At 43.1% G+C, this 19,703-nt stretch carries 18 protein-coding genes; 9 read left to right on the top strand and 9 right to left on the bottom strand.

Annotated features, from left to right (window positions below):
* Positions 1-49: 49 nt before the first annotated feature.
* From ACMH5P_RS03525 to miaA, 3 genes are all read left to right on the top strand, one after another.
* The gene (locus tag ACMH5P_RS03525; RefSeq protein WP_459492929.1) at positions 50-508 is read left to right on the top strand and encodes a DUF6141 family protein; all 459 of its coding nucleotides are present in this window, start codon (positions 50-52) and stop codon (positions 506-508) included.
* A gap of 140 nt (positions 509-648) precedes the next feature.
* Complete coding sequence (locus tag ACMH5P_RS03520) at positions 649-1,938, top strand: DEAD/DEAH box helicase (protein WP_459492928.1); 1,290 nt, start codon at positions 649-651, stop codon at positions 1,936-1,938.
* 1 nt (position 1,939) lies between these two features.
* The gene (gene miaA / locus ACMH5P_RS03515) at positions 1,940-2,833 is read left to right on the top strand and encodes a tRNA (adenosine(37)-N6)-dimethylallyltransferase MiaA (RefSeq protein ID WP_459492927.1); all 894 of its coding nucleotides are present in this window, start codon (positions 1,940-1,942) and stop codon (positions 2,831-2,833) included.
* Here the strand turns inward: miaA and ACMH5P_RS03510 are convergent.
* The 5 genes from ACMH5P_RS03510 to ACMH5P_RS03490 all read right to left on the bottom strand — a co-directional run bounded on the left by ACMH5P_RS03510 (position 2,815) and on the right by ACMH5P_RS03490 (position 7,205).
* A complete protein-coding gene (locus ACMH5P_RS03510; RefSeq protein ID WP_459492926.1) occupies positions 2,815-3,096 on the bottom strand; it encodes a rhodanese-like domain-containing protein in 282 nt (93 codons plus the stop codon). The genes miaA and ACMH5P_RS03510 overlap by 19 nt on opposite strands.
* Before the next feature lies 1 nt (position 3,097).
* On the bottom strand, positions 3,098-3,397 hold the full coding sequence (locus ACMH5P_RS03505; RefSeq protein WP_459492925.1) for a rhodanese-like domain-containing protein: 300 nt from the start codon (positions 3,395-3,397) through the stop codon (positions 3,098-3,100).
* A gap of 2 nt (positions 3,398-3,399) precedes the next feature.
* Positions 3,400-4,170, bottom strand: a complete 771-nt coding sequence (locus ACMH5P_RS03500) for a PASTA domain-containing protein (protein WP_459492924.1) — start codon at positions 4,168-4,170, stop codon at positions 3,400-3,402.
* Positions 4,171-4,500: 330 nt separating this feature from the next.
* Entirely contained in the window at positions 4,501-5,826 is a 1,326-nt protein-coding gene (locus ACMH5P_RS03495) for a Gfo/Idh/MocA family protein (RefSeq protein ID WP_459492923.1), read from the bottom strand.
* A gap of 11 nt (positions 5,827-5,837) precedes the next feature.
* Positions 5,838-7,205, bottom strand: a complete 1,368-nt coding sequence (locus ACMH5P_RS03490; RefSeq protein WP_459492922.1) for a 3-keto-disaccharide hydrolase — start codon at positions 7,203-7,205, stop codon at positions 5,838-5,840.
* 167 nt (positions 7,206-7,372) lie between these two features.
* Between ACMH5P_RS03490 and ACMH5P_RS03485 the strand changes: the two genes are divergently transcribed.
* Genes ACMH5P_RS03485 through ACMH5P_RS03460 form a run of 6 tightly spaced genes read left to right on the top strand, consistent with a single transcriptional unit; the run spans position 7,373 to position 15,138 of the window.
* Complete coding sequence (locus ACMH5P_RS03485; protein WP_459492921.1) at positions 7,373-8,539, top strand: trans-sulfuration enzyme family protein; 1,167 nt, start codon at positions 7,373-7,375, stop codon at positions 8,537-8,539.
* Positions 8,539-9,627 (top strand): complex I subunit 1/NuoH family protein, encoded by a 1,089-nt coding sequence (locus ACMH5P_RS03480; protein WP_459492920.1) that lies wholly within the window; start codon positions 8,539-8,541, stop codon positions 9,625-9,627. Before ACMH5P_RS03485 ends, ACMH5P_RS03480 begins: the two co-directional genes overlap by 1 nt.
* 56 nt (positions 9,628-9,683) lie before the next feature.
* A complete protein-coding gene (locus tag ACMH5P_RS03475) occupies positions 9,684-12,086 on the top strand; it encodes a TonB-dependent receptor (protein WP_459492919.1) in 2,403 nt (800 codons plus the stop codon).
* Between the two features lie 2 nt (positions 12,087-12,088).
* The gene (locus ACMH5P_RS03470) at positions 12,089-13,234 is read left to right on the top strand and encodes a DUF4249 domain-containing protein (RefSeq protein ID WP_459492918.1); all 1,146 of its coding nucleotides are present in this window, start codon (positions 12,089-12,091) and stop codon (positions 13,232-13,234) included.
* Between the two features lie 22 nt (positions 13,235-13,256).
* Entirely contained in the window at positions 13,257-14,267 is a 1,011-nt protein-coding gene (hemH, locus tag ACMH5P_RS03465; protein WP_459492917.1) for a ferrochelatase, read from the top strand.
* 1 nt (position 14,268) lies between these two features.
* Positions 14,269-15,138, top strand: coding sequence for an EamA family transporter (locus tag ACMH5P_RS03460; RefSeq protein ID WP_459492916.1), 870 nt, complete (start codon positions 14,269-14,271; stop codon positions 15,136-15,138).
* Positions 15,139-15,323: 185 nt separating this feature from the next.
* Here ACMH5P_RS03460 and ACMH5P_RS03455 read toward each other — a convergent pair whose 3' ends face one another.
* The 4 genes from ACMH5P_RS03455 to ACMH5P_RS03440 all read right to left on the bottom strand — a co-directional run bounded on the left by ACMH5P_RS03455 (position 15,324) and on the right by ACMH5P_RS03440 (position 19,659).
* Positions 15,324-16,214: a YicC/YloC family endoribonuclease gene (locus ACMH5P_RS03455; RefSeq protein ID WP_459492915.1), complete on the bottom strand. Its 891-nt coding sequence runs from the start codon at positions 16,212-16,214 to the stop codon at positions 15,324-15,326.
* On the bottom strand, positions 16,211-18,655 hold the full coding sequence (locus ACMH5P_RS03450) for a YfhO family protein (RefSeq protein ID WP_459492914.1): 2,445 nt from the start codon (positions 18,653-18,655) through the stop codon (positions 16,211-16,213). Before ACMH5P_RS03450 ends, ACMH5P_RS03455 begins: the two co-directional genes overlap by 4 nt.
* A gap of 6 nt (positions 18,656-18,661) precedes the next feature.
* A complete protein-coding gene (locus ACMH5P_RS03445; protein ID WP_459492913.1) occupies positions 18,662-19,090 on the bottom strand; it encodes an FKBP-type peptidyl-prolyl cis-trans isomerase in 429 nt (142 codons plus the stop codon).
* Between the two features lie 113 nt (positions 19,091-19,203).
* Positions 19,204-19,659: a tetratricopeptide repeat protein gene (locus ACMH5P_RS03440; protein WP_459492912.1), complete on the bottom strand. Its 456-nt coding sequence runs from the start codon at positions 19,657-19,659 to the stop codon at positions 19,204-19,206.
* Positions 19,660-19,703: the final 44 nt, after the last annotated feature.

Here is a 19,703-nt window from a genome sequence, read left to right as displayed (position 1 = left end):
TTAATTTTGTTAGAAAATATTTAATTTTGTTAACTAGGTTAGTTGAATTATGAAACAATTCAAAGAAACACAACGCTTTACGCAATGGTGGTTATGGCTCGTATTAGTAGGCTCCTGGGTAGTCCTGATGTATTCTTTAGGCACAGTCCAACCACAAACGACCATAGCTTATTTTATCTCTTTTGTCGTAGGAATGCTACTTCCAATCTTATTCTGGCAAATGCGTTTAATGACTCGAATCACTGAAGAGGGTATATATGTTCGATTTGTTCCCTTTCATTTTAAAGAACAATTTTATCCTTGGGAAAGTATCGAGTCGGCCCAAGTTCGTACCTACAGTCCCTTGATGGAATATGGCGGTTGGGGTATCAAATATGGCTTTAATGGACAAGGAAAGGTGTTTAATGTGGCCGGTGATCAAGGTTTGCAATTGGTTTTCAAGTCGGGAGAGAAGCTCCTGATTGGGACCCAAAAACCCACAGAAATACAGGATGCAGTCAAAATTTAAAAGTAGGGCCTGGTTCTTTATGCTAGGCTGCAATTTGCCTGAATCGCAATATGCCAAAATAAAGCCGTATCTTGCAGCATTATTATGAGGATGCTTGTTATTTCCAGTTATTACTCATAAGCACACATCTTCATAATTATATGACATTTCAAGAGTTACACCTCATTGAGCCGATCTTAAAGGCGCTCGGTGAGGAGGGTTATTCCAACCCAACACCTATTCAAGCGCAAGCTATTCCGATTGTATTAAAAGGTATCGACCTCCTGGGTTGCGCCCAAACCGGTACCGGGAAAACAGCTGCATTTACCTTGCCCATCATCCAATTAATGGATGCCAAGCAAACTTTTCAAAAACCTAAGAAAATTCGCGCCCTGATTGTTACGCCCACCCGGGAATTAGCGATTCAAATCGGGGAGAGCTTTAAGGCCTATGCACGCCATACCTCCTTAAATTACACAGTTATCTTTGGTGGCGTAGGCCAAAGTCCGCAGGTAGCCGCATTACGTTCCGGCGTCGATGTGGTCATTGCGACTCCCGGTCGTTTGTTGGACCTGATGAATCAGAAACACCTGTCCATCGCCAATGTCGAATATTTCGTCCTCGATGAGGCCGATCGTATGCTCGATATGGGTTTTATTCATGACGTTCGTAAGTTGTTAGTTGCCTTGCCGAAGCAAAGACAATCCTTGTTTTTCTCCGCGACCATGCCGCCTGAGATTGTTCAATTGGCCGCGTCTATTTTGCGTAATCCAGCCGAGGTTTCGGTGACGCCTGTTTCTTCGACCGTTGAGATTATCAATCAATCAGTCTATTTTGTTGATAAAAACAATAAGAATACCCTTCTATTGGATATTTTGGAAGATACCAAAATCAAGACTGCCCTTGTCTTTACACGGACCAAACATGGCGCCGATAAAGTTGTGAAGGTTTTGTTGAAAGCGGGAATCAAGGCTGAAGCCATTCACGGTAATAAGTCGCAAAATGCCCGTCAAACGGCCTTGAAAAATTTCACGGCCCAAACAACGCGCGTATTGGTCGCTACCGACATTGCTGCGCGTGGAATTGATGTGGATGATTTGGAATATGTGATTAATTTTGAATTGCCGAATATTCCCGAGACCTATGTCCACCGAATCGGACGGACAGGACGCGCGGGTGCCAATGGTACCGCGATTTCCTTCTGTGATATCGAGGAAAAGGCTTATTTGAAAGACATTGAGCGTTTAATCGGAAAGAAAGTCCCTGTCATTGAGGCGCATCGCTATCCCATGAAGGTTTTAACCATCGAGAAAAAGGCCAAACAAGGCCCTCCGAATCGCGGGAATAGACCTGCTGGTCCTGGCGCTGCCGCTAAACCTGCTGAAAATCCGCGTTCTTTCGACAAGGCAAAAGCTGGTCGGAAATGGTACGGTAAAAAGAATACGTATTAAGATGAAAAAAACACTTTTGGTCATTGCGGGTCCTACGGCTGTTGGCAAGACAGCTTTATGCGTCGAAATGGCCAAAAGTCTTTCTGCGGAAATCATCTCGGCCGATTCCCGGCAATTTTACCAAGAACTTCTTATTGGTACGGCAAAACCCAGTTTGGAAGAACAGGGTGGTGTGAAGCATCATTTCATTGATTCACATTCCATCCACGATTATTTCTCTCCAGGCGATTTTGAGCGGGAGGCTTTACATGTCCTTACGGAATTATTTAAAACCCAAGATGTTGTTATTCTGACCGGTGGTTCGGGTCTTTATTTGAAGGCTCTGATGGATGGTTTGGATGAAATGCCTGATGTGGATTTAGCTTTGCGAGGTCAACTCATGCAACGATTAACATTGGAAGGCTTGACTTCCATGTTTGAACAATTACAATCCTTGGACCCAGAGTATGCCCAACAAGTTGATTCGCAAAATCCACAACGCGTTGTTCGGGCATTGGAGGTATGCTTATCGACCGGCAAGACTTATACATCCTTTCGTAACCAACAAAAAGCAAATCGCCCCTTTGAAATGATTAAGATTTGTTTGGATCGTTCGAGGGAAGAGTTGTACGCGCGAATTGATGCGCGCATGGATGGGATGTTGGCCGCCGGATTGGTGAAAGAAGCCAAGGATAACGAGGCTTATCAAGATCGATATGCTTTAAAGACCTTGGGGTATAAAGAAGTCTATGGCTTTTTTCGAGGCGAATATGATGAGGCGGAGATGATTCGCTTGTTGAAGCGCAATTCGCGGCATTATGCCAAAAAACAATTGACCTGGTTTCGTCATCAAGACGATTTTGAATTCATTCATCCGGATCAGGCTGCTGAATTCATTCAAGGCAAACTTAAATAGGCTTCAAGCCCTCCTTCGACGTTCTGAGCACGGTAGCCTTTGGCGGAGAGGAGCCGACAAGCTATTTGGCTTTGCGTTCCGTTGTAACAAATAAGCGTATATAAAGTAGAGGGATTTAATTCCTGAATTCGGGATAGTAGATCATCGAGTGGAATATGGATGCCCCCTAAATCAAAATCCGCTCGTTCTCGGGACGTTCTAACGTCCAGCAGAGAAAGAGCGGATAGGTTTTCCTTGAAATCGTTCGCGGAAATGGATAACATCTTAATAGCCAGCAGCTTGCCAAGCGAGCATGCCGCCTACCAAGTTACGTACATTTGTGTATCCTTCTGATTCTAAGTAGGCTTGTGCACGGCCTGAACGGGCTCCTGACCGACAATGAACAATAATCTCAGCATCTTTATCTGCCTTAATTTCATCTAAACGGTCGGGCAATTCACCCAAAGGGATTAATTGAGCACCAATATTGAATTCGTCGAGTTCATATTCTTCACGTACGTCAAACAGATTTAGGTTTTCACCCTTGTCTATACGTTCTTTTAATTCTTCAATCGTAATATCCATAATTATTGATCTTCGCCACCCACAACCCAGAGGTCGATTAGGTCGCCTGGTTTAACACTTATTCCTTCGCAAGTCGCACAGGACTGCTTAAATACCGTCCCTGCGGGGAAGGTGTCATTCGCTTCGTAAGTAACTTTTCCCACTTTTAGCCCCATTCCGGCTAAAGCAATATTGACCTCATCCATTGGTTTTCCCACAAAATCAGGTAATTCCATTTCGACATCCGAAGTACCATTTCCGATGAATAGGTCCACTAAAGTCCCCTTAGGAATACTGGCACCCGCTTCGATTTTTCGGCCAAATGCCTGAACCTCAATGACTTCTTTGACACGCGGATCATTCACCTCGTGCACTATCCCTTTGCGTAAGCCAGCGATGTATAATTGTTGCTCGGCACTGCGAACCGAGAGTCCAACTAATGTTGGTAATTTAATGGTCGGAGGGGTCTCCGAATTAATCGTAATGTAAATTTTACGCCCTGATTTAACCAATGCATTCGGCAAAGGGTATTGCGATAAAATGGTTAAAGGAGGCTTATCAGCCGTATAGGTGCAATCTGCAATTTCATATTCCAAATCATTCGCATCAATCGCTTCCTCCATTTTCTCCATATTCATACCTTTTAAATTAGGAACCTGAATAGTCTCGCCATGATGTGTGCTCCATGGCAAATACACAAAGAAAAAGCCAAAGAATAACACAAGAAACAGCGAGATGACAATCGCGATGTGTGTGATGAGGTCCTTCTTGGATTGCGTGGGTATTTGAGCCATATATCGAAATACGAATTTAATGCAAGATAAGGAAAACTAATACGTTTGGCAAGGGGGGGGCAGTAATCAGTGGTCAGTAATCAGTGGTCAGTAATCAGTGGTCAGTAATCAGTGGTCAGTAGTCAGAAGTTCTCTCTATTTGAGTTAATATTTAAAATTGATTTTCATTCATAAAAAAAGAAATCCGAAGCTTAATAACCTTATGAGATTGCTCATCATAAGGGCCATTGCTTCGGACTCCTAATTTTAACTATGAAATCAAATTGATCACTAAATAATCACTGAAATCTGTTTACTGACCACTGATTACTGACTACGGACTACTGTCCACTAATACTTAAACACCTTATCTCCCGCCATCACCTCTTGCGTCTTCTCATCAAAAGTAACACGCTGTCCCGTGCGATATGCGGCATTCGACATGATGGTCGCAATTGAGTGCTGGTAACCTGCTTCAATCGGTGCATTTGGAGTTTTGCGCGAACGAACACATTCCATCCAGTTCTTCACGTGGTTGAATGTTAACGGATCGTTTCCTGTATTAGCATCCGACGCAACTTTTGCCCCTTCAATTTTCATCGTTGGAAGTAAATTGGCCTGCATGCCCATCGCTTTGGCTTCACGCTCTTGCAAACCGCCGTTTGGTGAAATCATGTTGGTATCCAAGTTTAATTCACCCCCATTTGAGTAGTAAATTTCTTTTGTACCACCTGCTCCGTTTGAGAAACGTGAGGTAAATTGTACTTGGAATCCTTTGTTTCCTTGACCATAATCGAACACAACGGTCATCGTATCCGCATTTTTACGTCCGTCATTCCATTGGTAGATACCTCCATTGGCTACCACGGAATTTGGATGCGATAATCCGGTAAACCAGTGTACTGTATCGATTTGGTGCGACATCCATTGGCCAGGAATTCCCGAAGAATATGGCCAGAATAAACGGTATTCTAAATATTTACGTGGATCAAATGTATCCGCAGGACGGTTCATCAAGAAACGCTTCCAATCGATATCTGATTCCTTCAAAATGCTTGTTAATTCCGGACGTCTCCAACGGCCCGGTTGGTTCACGTTCCACATCAATTCCACCATCTTGATATCCCCAAATTTTCCCGATTTGATGAATTCCTCCGCAGCCCAATAGTTTTCCCCTGAACGACGTTGTGAACCGATTTGTACGATTTTACCGGAATCTTTTACCGCTTTCAATACCGCGCGGTTATCTTCCATGGTTTCAGCCAATGGTTTCTCCGTATAAGTATCGCAACCCGCTTTCACCGCTTCGATGGTATGCAAGGCATGTTGGAAATCTGCTGTTGAAATAAACACGGCATCAATACCTTTCGCCGAATACAATTCCTCGTTATTGCGATAAGTTTGGATGGTTCCGCCCAATTGCTTCTCTAAAAATGCCTTTCCCTCTTCACGACGGCGGTTCCATAGGTCCGACAAAGCTACCATTTCAAAGTTCATCTCTTTTGCTAATGCCTTGAATGGAGGCACGTGGGATGCGCGGTGACGGTCTGAAAAACCTACGCAAGCCACACGAACACGGTCGTTTGCACCAATAATCTTACTGTAAGATTTTGCACTAAATGCCAGCGTACCTAATGTCGCTAATGCACCTTTTTGGATAAATGATCTTCTTTCCATTGTTAAATAGCTTATTTAATTTCTCTGATTTTGATGTTTTTGTAAAACACGGAATCCCCGTGCTCTTGGAATAAAATAGGTCCTTTGTCCTGCATTCCGAAGCCATCCCACTTGGCGTGCTTGCTGTGCGCAACTAAAACCTTGAAAATATTACTCTTACGCTCGTATTCGATTACTTTGAATCCGTTCAACCAATGTTGAACAATGTTGTTTGGATAGACGATGATACGTCCTTGATTCCATTCGCCGATCTTCCGTTGGAAACGCGGCTCCAATTTATTCGAAGGAATAATGTCATATAAACTTGCCAAGGTACGATTTCCTACCGTACCTAATTTCGCATCTGGGTGCTTCGCGTCATCCAATACTTGGTATTCCAAACCGATGGCCGACATCCCTGAGTCATACGTTTCATTGACAAAATACTTCACACCTGAATTCGCACCCTCAGTCAATTTGAAATCAAATGTTAATTCGAAAGCTCCAAATTGCTCATTTGTCAAGATATCGCCACCATTTCCAGATTCTTTACCTCCAGATGAATTGACATGCAGCGTACCATCCTCAACCGTCCAAACCGATGGCGGAGCCGTTGTTTTAAATGCTGAACGGAATCCTGTTAAATCTTTTCCATTAAACAATAATTTAAATCCTGCGGCTTTTTCTTGCTCAGATAAGGTATTCAACGTATAGTTTTCCACCACTGTTTTTCCGTCGATTGGACGTGGTTGCATGTCTTTGCCCGTTTGGATACGAATGTTTTTCCACATCACCTGCATCCCAGGTTTCATTTCGCCGTAAATCGCATGTACTTGGAAGGCAATAAATCCTTTGGCTGTCATATCATCCACCAAATAAGTCACAGGAACATCATTGATCCAGGTACGAATTGTGCTTCCAATTGCCTCAATGCGGTAATGATTCCAAACATCGCCTAATTTAAAGGCCTTTTTCGCTTCGGGTTTTAGTTCGTTTTGAGATAACCAACCGCGACGAGATTCGTCGTAGATACCACCCGACCAGCCACGAGCTGATGGATCGATTTCCGCTTGGTAACCATGTACCACACCATTGTTGTAGGTAGGGATAGATAAGCTACGGAATTGAATTCCGGAGTTCATTTTGTTGTCTACTTTCACGTCAACTTCCAAAATGAAATCGCCGTATTCCTCTTCCGTTGCCATGAAGGAATTTCCAGTATTTGGAACGGTCGTCCCGACCATCACACCATCTTTTACTTCATAAATAGCCTTTCCGCCCAATTGCTTAAATCCTTTGAAGGTTTTTCCATCAAATAAATTGGTCCATTTTTGTGCCTGTGTCGGCAAGGAAAAGCACAAGAGCGCGGCGCTCAAAGCAAATAGTAATTGTTTTTTCATAGTTCTAATTTATTGATTCCAAAAGGATGATCAACCTTGAAATTTACTCATTAATCTTGAATTAATTCTTTTTATGTGTGGGCCTGAATCAGGTCAAAAAATACTCATTCGTAAATAGGCGCGTTTTGCCACTATTCTATTACTTTTGTAGATTAAATTTTATGCCGATGCAAAAACAAACGAAAGCCATTCGTATTCAAGCCGATCGTTCACACAACCGCGAACATTCTGTACCCCTTTATTTAACGTCAAGCTTTACGTTTGAAGATGCCGAGGAGGGACGTGCGATTTTTGCGGAGGAAAAGGCAGGAAATATCTATTCACGTTACATGAATCCGAACGTGGATGAATTCGTGGCCAAAATGGTGATGTTGGAGAATGCGGAGGATGGGCTAGCCTTCTCAACTGGGATGGCAGCGATTTTTGCATCGATGGCTGGATTATTAAAAGCAGGCGATCATGTGGTAGCATCGAATGCTTTATTTGGGTCTTGCATTCAGATTTTGACGAAGATTACGGCTAAATGGGGAATTGAATGCACCTTTGTTCCCGGTGCTGATATCAAGGCATGGGAAGCAGCGATCCAACCTAATACCAAGTTTTTATTCTGTGAATCTCCATCAAACCCTGGTTTGGAGTTAATTGATTTACCTGCCTTAGCTGCCTTGAAGCAAGGAAAGGATATGGTTTTGGTGGTAGATAATTGTTTTGCTACACCGATCTTGCAAACGCCTTTAGATTTGGGCGCTGATTTAGTTATCCATTCGGCAACAAAATACATTGATGGACAGGGTCGCGTATTAGGTGGTGTCATTTGTGGCAAGAAAGTCTTTATGGATGAGATTCGCTTCTTTGCACGTCATACGGGACCATCGTTATCACCATTTAATGCCTGGGTTTTATCAAAGAGTTTAGAATTATTAGATCTTCGGATGCAGAAACATTCCGAAAATGCGATGGCTTTGGCCGAGGCATTGGATGGTCATGCAGCGCTGGTTCAAGTAAAATATCCATTCTTAAAATCCCATCCACAATATGAGTTGGCAAAACGCCAAATGAAATATGGTGGAGGTATCTTAACACTCGATATCAAAGGGGGCTTTGAAAAAGTAGTTGCGTTTAGTAAGCAATTGAAAATCGCCTCGATATCCCCGAATTTGGGAGATTCTCGTACGATCATTACACATCCTGCCTCGACGACACATTCTAAATTGCCGGCAGAAGAAAAGGCTGCTTTAGGAATTACAGATGGCCTCGTTCGCGTAGCTGTAGGTCTTGAATCCATTGAGGATTTAATGGCAGATTTCACCCAGGCTCTTAACGCTATTAACTAATGTTTATCGCGCTCCTCATCTGTCTGATTTTGTTGACGGTCAACGTCATCATCGGCGTGTATGTCGAGCGTAAGCTTTCCGCATTTATGCAGGACCGTCTCGGTCCCATGGAAGTGGGTAAATGGGGTTTGTTACAGGTTTTTGCCGACTTGATTAAACTCATTCAAAAAGAGGATATTGTGCCTGCTTTGGCGCAGAAACGCTTATTTCTATTAGCTCCTTGGATTATTTTCTTGTCGATTTTTGGGGCTTTTTCCGTGGTGCCCTTAAGTTCAGGAACCTGGTTACAAGGCTCTCAGACAGAGATGGGTATTATGCTTTTAATGGGTATCGTCTCCTTGGATACACTCGGTATTCTGCTGGCCGGATGGACCTCCAATAATAAATATGCACTCCTGGGGGCGATTCGCTCGGCAGCTCAGTTGGTATCCTTTGAGATTCCCCTGGGCTTGAGCATCCTTTGTGTCGTGATCATTTCGGGGAGTTTGAATTTACAGGATATTGCGGCCCAACAAGGCATTTTCTCGACTGAGGTGCAATACTTATTTGGAATTAAGTCCCTGGGGATTGAAGTGCAGGGAATTGGTGGAATATTGACTTGGAATATAGTGCGGATGCCTTTATTCTTTTTCCTATTTATCATTTATTTTATTGCCTCCTTAGCCGAAGCAAATCGTGCCCCTTTTGATATTCCCGAAGCGGAATCGGAATTAGTGGGTGGTTTTCATACGGAATATGCGGGTATGCGTTGGGCACTATTGTTTTTGTCGGAATATGGAATGATGCTCCTTGTTAGCTTGTTGGGCGTGATTCTATTCTGGGGTGCTTGGTATTCCCCTTTGCCGAATATCGCTACTCTTCGTTTAGCCGATTGGACCAATGGGACGACGGGAACTTTGGCAGCTACCTTATGGGGATTTGGCTGGATTATGGTAAAAACTTACCTGTTAATTGCTTTGCAGATGTGGGTGCGCTGGACCCTCCCCAGAGTCCGCGTTGACCAATTCATGTACCTTTGTTGGAAAGTGCTGATTCCCTTCACACTTCTTTTCGTCGCAATATCCGCTCTTTGGTCGCTACTCGGGTGAGAAAAGTCTGATATTCTTTGTATCATTGACATCTGTTTATTGTTGACTAATTAACTATGATTAAAAACCTTACGCGATGGGGGCTTTGTCTCTCCCTGTTTATCTCCTTTTGTACCTTTTCCCAAGAGCACCAGTTACCCGTTTTAAGTGGTAAGGTGATTGATGCCCAGTCCGGTGAGGTGATCGTAGGTGCTACCATTTCTGTCGATTTTAAGAAGTCGGGCGCCGTGACTGATGCGAATGGTTTATATAAGTTGTCACTTCCCTATGGAGAATATGTGTTGAAAGTTTCCTCGGTGGGATATAATCCCTACCGTACCAAGGTCTACATGCAGAGTAATCTGGAGATCAATGTGGAACTTAACAATGTAACCAAGCAGTTGGAGGAGGTAATTGTATCTGCATCGGCAGATAAGAAGGACATTCAAACGCCTTCATTGGGCGTTACCGTTTTAAGTCTAAAAGGCATCAAAAAGCTTCCTACGATGATGGGGGAGGTTGATGTGATTCGTAGTTTACAGACCTTGCCCGGTGTTTCATCCGTGGGTGAAGGTGCAAATGGCTTGAATATCCGTGGTTCCAATGTGGATCAAAACCTGATTTACATTGATGATACACCGATTTTCAATCCAACACATATGTTTGGATTGTTCTCGGTATTTGCTTCCGATGCGATTCGTGATTTGGAATTGTACAAGGGAGGTATTCCCTCACGTTTTGGGGGTAGAACGGCTTCGGTGATGGATATCAAGATGATTGAGCCCAGTACGGAGAAGTTTAAAATGCAGGGAGGAATTGGTTTGGTTTCCAACCGTGTTATGGCTGAAATTCCGGTTATCAAAGAGAAATTATCTGTTTTAGTGGCAGCGCGTTTATCTGCGAATGACTTTTTATTCAAAGCTGTAGCACCCCCAAATTTGAAAAACATTCGCGCGAATTTTACCGATATCGCCACCAAAGTTTACTATCGCCCAAATCAAAAAAATACGATTTCTTTGTCGGCCTATGTGAGTAATGATTTTTATCGAGTGGACTCACTCTTTAGTATTGAAAACGTTGTAGCCAAACAAACTTCTTTTGATTATGGCCATAAGAATGGTTCAGTGCATTGGAATCATTACTTTTCGCCGAAATTAAGCATGCTCGTGGCCGGTGCCTTATCCTATTACTCGACCAAGACTTATGCGCCAGACTCGGTAAATACCATCAATTTAAACTCCTCCATTTTATATCGGAATGGAACGATCAGTTTTGATTACCAACCTGTAGAGAAGCATAAATTTAATTTTGGTGCGACCCTAACTCGCTATGACATCAACCCAGGCGTTTTAAACGATGGGATTTCTTCCCGTGTGGCAACTGTGAAATTAGCTACAGAGCAATCCATTGAGTCGGCCATCTATTTGGACGATGAGTGGAAGATGAATGAAAAACTGACCATTCAAGCGGGTATTCGATATGCGAATTATTGGCGGATTGGAGCGGGAACCGTGAATGAATACGCTCCTGGCTTAATGCCGTCGCTGAATTCGATTGTTCGTAAAAAGGAATATGCGGATGGAGAGGTGATGGCGAGTTATGGGGGTTTTGAGCCTCGTTTGACTTTGAAATACTCGTTGGCAGAGAATGCGACGTTGAAATTTGGGTATAACCGCCAACAACAGTTCTTCCAATTGCTTTCGAACAATACGACTCCTTTGCCAACCTCCCGTTGGAAGACAGCGGATTCATTTATTAAGCCTCAGCAAAGTGATTTTGCTTCTTTAGGTTTCTTCAAGACCTTTAATGAAAACGTTTTTGAGATTTCCTTGGAATCGTATTACCGGAATGTTCGGAATACCTTGGATTTTGTCTCGGGAGCTAATTTGCAATTGAATCCCAATATTGAAACCCAATTGATTACGGGTAAATCAAAGGCGTATGGATTTGAATTAATGTTGCAAAAAAAGAAGGGGGAAAACTCGGGTTGGATTTCTTATACCTATGCGCGTGCTTTCAATCAGATGATTGGTGATTTCCCTGAAATTCAGGCGATTAACAATGGGAACTGGTTTGCGACGAATTATGACAAGCCACATTCATTTAATGCGATGTGGAATATTCAGCCCTCAACGCACCATAGTTTCTCCTTCACGTTTGTATATAATACCGGACGACCTTTTTCATCTCCATCGGGTAGTTATGAAATTGCGGGTAAGAAATATGCTGTTTTTGCAGAACGCAATAATGATCGCGTCAGGGATTATCATCGGTTAGATTTTTCTTGGACTGTGAATAATCCTTCGATGAAGCATAAGCGTTGGGAGGGAAGTTGGGTCTTTACGGTATATAACCTATACGGCCGCCAAAACCCTTACTCGGTCTTCTTTAAGTCGACCAAAAATGGCTTAAAAGCCTATGAGTTGAGCGTATTTGCTTCTCCATTTATCTCGATGACCTATAATTTTAAATTTTTATAAGAATGCCTTTTTCTAGACTAATCATATACCTTTTTGTTCTGTCGCTTTTTTCTTGCGTTCAGCCCATTGATAATTTTGTACAGAAAGATGCTACATCTTTTGTAACCATAGAAGCGGATATCGCTGATGATCCTGAGTTATGTAAAATTCGTTTGTCGAGTTCTGCCAATCGGATCATGTCAACCTTGCCTCAACCGATAACGAAGGCCGAGGTGTATATCATGGATGCCCAAGGACAAAAAACGTATTTCAAAGAAGTTGCTAAGCCTTTAGGTACCTATTTGCCCGCTGATAAGGGTTTTGCGGGTAAAGTTGGCGGCAGTTACAAATTGTTTATCAAGACCTTGGCTGGTCAGCAGTATGAGAGCTCGGTGGAGACGATGCGTGCCGTGCCTGAAATTGAAAATTCAATCGTGCGCTTTGAAGCTTTTGAGCAATATGCCAAAGTAGATCCTCGCCGTGCTGGATTTACCGTTTACCTGGACTTCAAGGATATGGCAAGTGAAGGAGATTATTACATGTGGAATTGGAAACACTATGAAAACGTGCAATTTTGTGCTACCTGTACGGATGGTGGACGATTTGACTTCGTGAAAACATTGGATTGCGTTATGCCTCGTTTTCCTAACAATAACATCTTAAACTACCGATGCAATGGAAATTGTTGGGATATCATTACCAATAATGACTTAAACGTATTTTCGGATGTGTTGACGAATGGGCAGCGTGTCGTGGGCCGACAAGTTGCTCGCCTCCCATTCGATGGCTATGGGGCTTATTATTTCCGATTGGAGCAACGTTCCATTACGAAGACGGTCTATAATTTCTATCAATCATTGATTTCATCCCAACAATCTACGGGTTCTTTGTTTGATGTGCCTGCAGAAACTCGTTTCAGTTTAAACATAAAATCCATAACAAATCCCAATGAACGCGTGTTAGGTATATTTAACGTGTTTTCGGTGCGTAAAAAAATCTTTAATATCGATCGTCGGAAAGATATTCCAGCGGGTTACTCACCGATCACATTCCCAATACCTGGCGAAACTTATGCATGTCCTCCGGGATCCGTAGGTTGTCAAGATTTGGCACCTTGTGTTGAGGGGCCAACACGGACAAAAATTACGCCAGAGGGTTGGGTCTTCTAATTAATTAGACCAAATTTGTGTTATGATTGGAGTTTTGTTAGTGAATTTGGGTACGCCGGATAATCCGAAGACCCCTGCAGTTCGTAAATACCTGCGTGAATTTTTAATGGATGGTCGGGTCATTGATATCCCTTACATCATTCGTAGTATTCTTGTTAACGGCATTATAGCCCCTTTCCGGGCCCCACAATCCGCCAAAATCTACCAAGAATTGTGGGAGGAGCGTGGCTCGCCCCTCAAGTTTTATGGGGAAGACGTGGCGAGAGATTTGCAGACTCAATTAGGCGATGCCTATTATGTTCGCTTGGCGATGCGCTATCAATCGCCGGACATGAAGACTGCACTGGCTGATATGCAATCCAAGAATCTCAAGAAACTCATCGTGATTCCTTTCTTTCCACAGTATGCATCCGCTACGACAGGCTCCGTGTATGAGCGTGTGATGGAATTGATGAAGGATTGGCAGGTCATGCCTGCACTTTCCATGGTGAGTTATTTCTATGATCATCCAGCATTTGCGAAGTATTTTGCCTCCAAAGCGGCGAACTACCAAAAGGATATCGATTTCGATTATTACTTATTCTCTTACCATGGTGTTCCTGAACGTCATATTCGCAAAGGGGATTACACTAAAAATACCTGTGTTTTCGGTACTTGTTGTGACAAAATTACCGAGAAAAACCACGGTTGTTACCGGGCGCAATGCCATGAAACTACACGGCGGATTGCCACTGAAATGGGCTTGAAGCCTGGTACTTATGGAACGGCGTTCCAAAGCCGCTTAGGTCGCGACCCTTGGTTACAACCCTATACGGATGATACCATCAAGAAATTAGTGGCTGAAGGCAAGAAGAAAATCTTGGCTTTCTCGCCCGCTTTTGTGGCAGATTGTTTAGAAACCACGATCGAGGTAGGAGAGGAGTACAAGGAATTATTTGAAGAAGCCGGTGGTGAACATTGGCAATTGGTAGAAAGTCTGAACAATTCGCCTGAATGGGTGGGTATATTGGAAGATCTCGTTAAAAAAGCATAAGATGTTGTATTTGGTATTGTCCGTTATTTTCTCCGTTTTACTCATGGTGAATTTTCGTGCACATGCGCGTTTTCAAGTCGATACGCGAATTGCGATTCTATTAAATTACCCTGTTTGTTTTTTTACGGCTTATTTTCACCAACCGTCCGCTATCCCATTTCAATGGCCTTCCACGATGGATACCGCCTTATTGATGGTCATGGGTGTCGGCTTTGTCATTACGTTCTTATTATCAGGCTTCTCAACTCAGCGGAATGGTATGGCGCCTACATCTTTGGCGAATAATATTTCCTTGGTAATCCCAGTGCTCATCAACTTATTTATTTTAAAAACGGGAGGTGATATTACCATTCCCATCGCAGCTGGACTTGTTTTTTCGTTCGCGGCAATTTATTTCTGCAGTCCCAAAGTAAATTTGGAATCCGGCTTCAAACCCGTGGTCTCTTTGTTGATCGCCGTATTTGTCGCCTATGGATTAACGAATACCTTGTTTGGTTACCTAAATAGTTATTTGACTGCACAAGTGGGAGGGACTTTGCCATTTATCATGATGTTGTTGATCGGTTCCATGGCCGGTGCGTTGATTGTTTTGATTTGGAACTCGATGAAGGGTAATTTGAATTGGAATCGGAATTCGGTGCTTGCTGCGATTCCATTAGGTTTACCTAATTTCTTTTCCTTTTACTTCCTATTGAAGGCCTTGGATGACTTCCAAAATAATGTCGCCGTGGTATTGACCATGTATAATCTCAGCGTCATACTTTTAAGCGCGATAAGTGCCTATCTAATATTCAAAGAGCAGATGACCAAACGTCAATGGTTGGGATTGTCTTTGGGGTGTTTGGGGATTGCGCTTTTAAATGGTCTGTAGAGACGCGATACTTCGCGTCTTTTTCGTTTTGTAGAGACGCGATACTTCGCGTCTAGAAATAGCAAAATCGACCTAAATCACTGATAATTCCGATTATTTTATAAAAAAAAGACGCGAAGTATCGCGTCTCTACAATCATTCTTACCTCTAACCTCTTACCTCTTACCTCTTACCTCTTACCTCCATTAGAGAACATTCGCCGTCTGTTCCTTGATCTTCTCCAACTCGTCCTTCATGTTCACGACAAGGCGTTGGATTTGTGAGTCATTGGCTTTGGAGCCGATGGTATTGATTTCCCGACCGATTTCTTGGGCCATGAAGTTTAATTTCTTACCATTTCCTTCCTCGAGGATATCGATGAAATAGCCTAAATGTGTTCCGAGGCGTACTTTTTCCTCGGAAATGTCGAATTTCTCAATGTAATAAACCACCTCTTGCTCAAAGCGATTTTGGTCGAAGTCTTCATTTAAACCTAATTCCAACAGCGATTTTTTCATCCGTTCACGAATACCCGGCATACGCACCAAATCCTGATTAGTTACCTGATCTAGACCTGATTTAATCGAGGCAATGTATTCCCGGAATTTATCCTCCACGATCTTACCCTCACGTGCCCTAAATTCCTTACACTCTTTTACCGCTTCTTGGATTGCATCATAAATCACTTGCCATAACGCTTCGATTTCTTCTTCGGATTCCTCTTTCGTATCCTGTGAGATACTTGCCGGCACATTTAAGGCCTGTAAATACAAGGCGCCTTCATCTACGTTTGTTACGCCTAAATCAGCAGCAACTCGCTTTAATTCGGCAAAGTAGCGCGCGATTTGTCCTTGCGGTAAAATACTTTGCTCGCCACCATCGTGATTCTTTTGAATTTGAACGCTCAATTCAATTTTCCCCCGCTCGAGTTGTTGGGTTAAGTAATTACGAATCTCAATTTCGCGTGCGGAAATGGATTTGGGGAGCCGACAAAATATATCCGTAAACTTGGAATTCAATGTCTTGACTTCCACACGTATTTGTAATTCTTGCGCCTCTTTTTGGGATTTCCCAAAACCGGTCATTGAATAAATCATGCCTCTTTTTTTGTTTGTTTAATCGTCAGACCAATGGCCAAAGCGATAAATGCGATTAATCCGATCGATGCGATTCCATCGACCTTTTGACCCATTTCAACAGAATAGGGTTCAAATTTAAATTCTACCGTATGTTTCCCTGCTGGTATCGCTAGTCCCCGCAACACATAATTGGCACGTGTATGATTGACTTCTTTACCATCCATGTAGGCCTTCCAGTCCTTGTTTCCTCGGTAATAGATTTCTGAAAAGACAGCGAATCCATTCTTGTCGGCGTTTGATTGATAAGTCAAATGATTCGGTTCGTATTTCTGTAATTGAATACTTGCCGTAGCGGAAGAATCCAAGCTTAAATTTCCAACAATCGACCGATCTTGCTCCTCTAAAATAACCTGCTTCGAAGGATCGATCTTCTCGATGCCATTCAACGCCTCATCCGCATTTTTTGCCCATTGTACGGAACTCACGAACCAAGCATTTCCCAAAGCCGCCAGATTCGTTTGTACGGCCGCTTGGCCCGCCGAATCCGCCACGATAATGTATTTGGTGTTCAACATGTTCAATACATTCATCTGTCCCGGATTACCCGCAAAGTACTTCTCAACTAATTCTTGGTAACGACGCAACTTGGCCGCATGGTAACCTCCTAAAGATTGATGATAATACGAGGTTGTCGCATCATTCATAAATGATACTGTCGAGTTTAATACGCGGAAAGTACCATGATCCGCTAAGATTTGTTGGTCCACCGCCGTCGGCTGAATCTGCTCATCCAAGGTACTCTTTGAGACAAATGCTTCCTTGCCAAAGTAACGCTTGGCTACGGGGGTCAAATCAAAAATTCCCAACAAAACAATGCCAATTACCCAAACGGATTTCTTAACCTTCGCCAAGCTCGCGCTATAGACCAAGGCAGCTCCGATCAAAATGATAATTAAACTGCGGAAGGCATCGGATTGGAATAATTCGATTCGGTCCAAACGTATGCTGCTCCAGATGGCAGTATTCATCATCGGGTCTTGTAATATCGCCGCGCCATCCTGTGCCCCCTTGAAATCAAAGAACAAATCAGGAACTAAACCAAAGACCAAACACATGCCACCACTTAATCCCAATGCGTACAATAAAGGCTTCTTTATCTCGGCTAAACTTGGTTTTTGTTTCGCCAACTGAATTAGTGCCATCAAGCCCAAACTCACCATGCCAAATTGTACAAAGGACAACACCATCGTAATCGCACGGAATTTATTGAACATAGGGATGTAGTCAAACCAAACGAAATTCAATGGAAAATTCTTGCCCCAAGCCATCGTTAGGAATAACAACGTGATGCCTAGAATCCACCATTTTTCGCCTGATTTCACGTAAAATGCCCCAAATAAGAATAGGAATATAATTAGTGCTCCTGCATAGGCTGGTCCCGCTGTATACGACTGCTCACCCCAATAGGTCGGACCTTTCTCCACAAAGCCCAACACCTGGTCCTCCGAGAATCCGGCATCCACCATCGTCTTGTAGGTATTTGATTTCGTTCCCCCTAAATCGCCTTGGGATGCTCCTCCTTTGAAATTTGGTATCAACAAGGTTCCTGTCTCCGAGATCCCATAGGACCAATCGAATGCGTAACCGCTGTCTAAACCATCGCCTCGTTTGGCATTGGCAGCTAATTCTGATTTTCCACGGGTTGTCTCTTTGGCATAATCGTAATTATTCCAAAGACGCATGCCGTGTGTTCCGATGGCAAGAATTAAACCGAGCCCCAGTAATAATCCGCGGCTATACCAATCCATCAAGGTTTTGTTTCGAAAACAATGGATGAGCATGTAGAGCTTATAGGCTCCGATAATGAAAAACAAATAATAAGTTATTTGAACGTGGTTGGCATATAATTCCAAGGCCATTGCCACAGCAAATACTGCAGCCCCAAGCCATTTCCGAATGCCCCAGCACATACGGATACCCGCTAATACCATCGGTGCATAGGCCAAGGCCAACACTTTCGATGTATGTCCTGCCGGAATAATCACCAAATTATAGGTCGCGAAAGCATAAAACACCGCACCCGCAAAACCCAAGAGGGGTGAGGCGCCCATTGCCCACAGGAATAAATACATTCCAAGGAGCTGAAGAAGGATTAAATTAACCGGCGTAGGAAATAGATTCGTAATGAAACTCCCAATATAGCTCGAGATACTGTAGGGGTAGGAGCCGGAAATTTGATAGGTTGGCATACCCCCAAACATCGAGTTGGTCCACCAAGCATCCGTTCCCGATGCTTTCTTAAATTGAATGCTCTCCTGCGCCGCCGCTTGAGCCTGCATAATATCATGTTGTATCAATACCTTTCCTTGCAACACCGGGCCGCAATAAATGAAGGAAATGACAATAAATCCGATAATCACCAGTCCATGTGGGACGAAGGAGCGCAAATCAATTTTCATAAATACCTATTGAATACTTACCAATTCCAATTCAAATGTTAAATCACGACCCGCCAATGGATGATTCGCATCCAAGGTTACATGTGATTCCGTCAAATCTGTAATTACTACTTCAACCACATGACCACCATCTTGGTGCATGCTCAACGAAGCGCCTAATTCCAATTCGATATGCGGAGGAATCTGTGCACGTTCAATCGTTACGGTGTTTTCAGGGGAATGCTCGCCATAGGCCTCCGCCGCTGGAATCACAATGGTTTTCTTCTCACCAATCGTCATTCCGGTTACGCCATCATCAAATCCCTTAATCACCATTCCAGATCCTAATTGGAATTCCAATGGCGTACGTCCTACCGATGAGTCGAAGATTGAACCATCATCGTGTTTTCCTGTGTAATGTACGGCTACTTTATCGCCTGTTTTTGCAATCGACATGTTGTTAAAATTAATCCCGTTAGCGCTTGCCTTCAGGCAGTATGAAAAAATTTTTCGTTTTAGACTTGACGCCTATCCTTCAAAGTTCCGTATTTTTTTTGCCTTTTCATAACCTATTGCGGGCGCTTTAAGCTATGGCAATAAATATTTAAATAGCCCAGAGATAAGGTATCTCCCAATTCTGCCGCATATTGAAAATCATAGCAGGCATCGGTGAAGTTTCCGGTGCTAATCAACTTCACTCCGCGGTTAAAATAACTCTCCGGATAATAGGGGTAAACCTCGATCGATTTCGAATAATCGGCAATAGCCCCTTTTTCATTGCCTAGTTTAGATTTGAAATAGGCGCGGTAGAAATAGTAATCAGCATGATTGTTTTCCAAACGAATCGCTCTTGTCAAATCAGCCACGGCACCCGTGTAGTTTTCTTGGAAGCCTCGACTAAGCCCTCTCGAAAAAAGTATCTGTGGATTTTTTGGGTATTTGGCATGCGCCAGCGTTAATAGTTCCGTCGCTTCATCGAATTTGCCTTCTTTGATTTTCGCTAAGCCCATGTTGTAGTCGATCATACAACCACTTAATAGAAAGCAAAAAAGAACGAATAAGTACCTCA

The organism is Aquirufa sp. 5-AUSEE-100C1 (assembly GCF_054558655.1).
This window is presented reverse-complemented; position numbering and strand designations above follow the sequence as displayed.

Excerpts from the sequence above, each read along its gene's own strand:
- ACMH5P_RS03525 (WP_459492929.1), top strand. The coding sequence starts at position 50 with ATGAAACAATTCAAAGAAACACAACGCTTTACGCAATGGTGGTTATGG.
- ACMH5P_RS03520 (WP_459492928.1), top strand. The coding sequence starts at position 649 with ATGACATTTCAAGAGTTACACCTCATTGAGCCGATCTTAAAGGCGCTC.
- miaA (WP_459492927.1), top strand. The coding sequence starts at position 1,940 with ATGAAAAAAACACTTTTGGTCATTGCGGGTCCTACGGCTGTTGGCAAG.
- ACMH5P_RS03510 (WP_459492926.1), bottom strand. The coding sequence starts at position 3,096 with ATGTTATCCATTTCCGCGAACGATTTCAAGGAAAACCTATCCGCTCTT.
- ACMH5P_RS03505 (WP_459492925.1), bottom strand. The coding sequence starts at position 3,397 with ATGGATATTACGATTGAAGAATTAAAAGAACGTATAGACAAGGGTGAA.
- ACMH5P_RS03500 (WP_459492924.1), bottom strand. The coding sequence starts at position 4,170 with ATGGCTCAAATACCCACGCAATCCAAGAAGGACCTCATCACACACATC.
- ACMH5P_RS03495 (WP_459492923.1), bottom strand. The coding sequence starts at position 5,826 with ATGGAAAGAAGATCATTTATCCAAAAAGGTGCATTAGCGACATTAGGT.
- ACMH5P_RS03490 (WP_459492922.1), bottom strand. The coding sequence starts at position 7,205 with ATGAAAAAACAATTACTATTTGCTTTGAGCGCCGCGCTCTTGTGCTTT.
- ACMH5P_RS03485 (WP_459492921.1), top strand. The coding sequence starts at position 7,373 with ATGCAAAAACAAACGAAAGCCATTCGTATTCAAGCCGATCGTTCACAC.
- ACMH5P_RS03480 (WP_459492920.1), top strand. The coding sequence starts at position 8,539 with ATGTTTATCGCGCTCCTCATCTGTCTGATTTTGTTGACGGTCAACGTC.
- ACMH5P_RS03475 (WP_459492919.1), top strand. The coding sequence starts at position 9,684 with ATGATTAAAAACCTTACGCGATGGGGGCTTTGTCTCTCCCTGTTTATC.
- ACMH5P_RS03470 (WP_459492918.1), top strand. The coding sequence starts at position 12,089 with ATGCCTTTTTCTAGACTAATCATATACCTTTTTGTTCTGTCGCTTTTT.
- hemH (WP_459492917.1), top strand. The coding sequence starts at position 13,257 with ATGATTGGAGTTTTGTTAGTGAATTTGGGTACGCCGGATAATCCGAAG.
- ACMH5P_RS03460 (WP_459492916.1), top strand. The coding sequence starts at position 14,269 with ATGTTGTATTTGGTATTGTCCGTTATTTTCTCCGTTTTACTCATGGTG.
- ACMH5P_RS03455 (WP_459492915.1), bottom strand. The coding sequence starts at position 16,214 with ATGATTTATTCAATGACCGGTTTTGGGAAATCCCAAAAAGAGGCGCAA.
- ACMH5P_RS03450 (WP_459492914.1), bottom strand. The coding sequence starts at position 18,655 with ATGAAAATTGATTTGCGCTCCTTCGTCCCACATGGACTGGTGATTATC.
- ACMH5P_RS03445 (WP_459492913.1), bottom strand. The coding sequence starts at position 19,090 with ATGTCGATTGCAAAAACAGGCGATAAAGTAGCCGTACATTACACAGGA.
- ACMH5P_RS03440 (WP_459492912.1), bottom strand. The coding sequence starts at position 19,659 with ATGATCGACTACAACATGGGCTTAGCGAAAATCAAAGAAGGCAAATTC.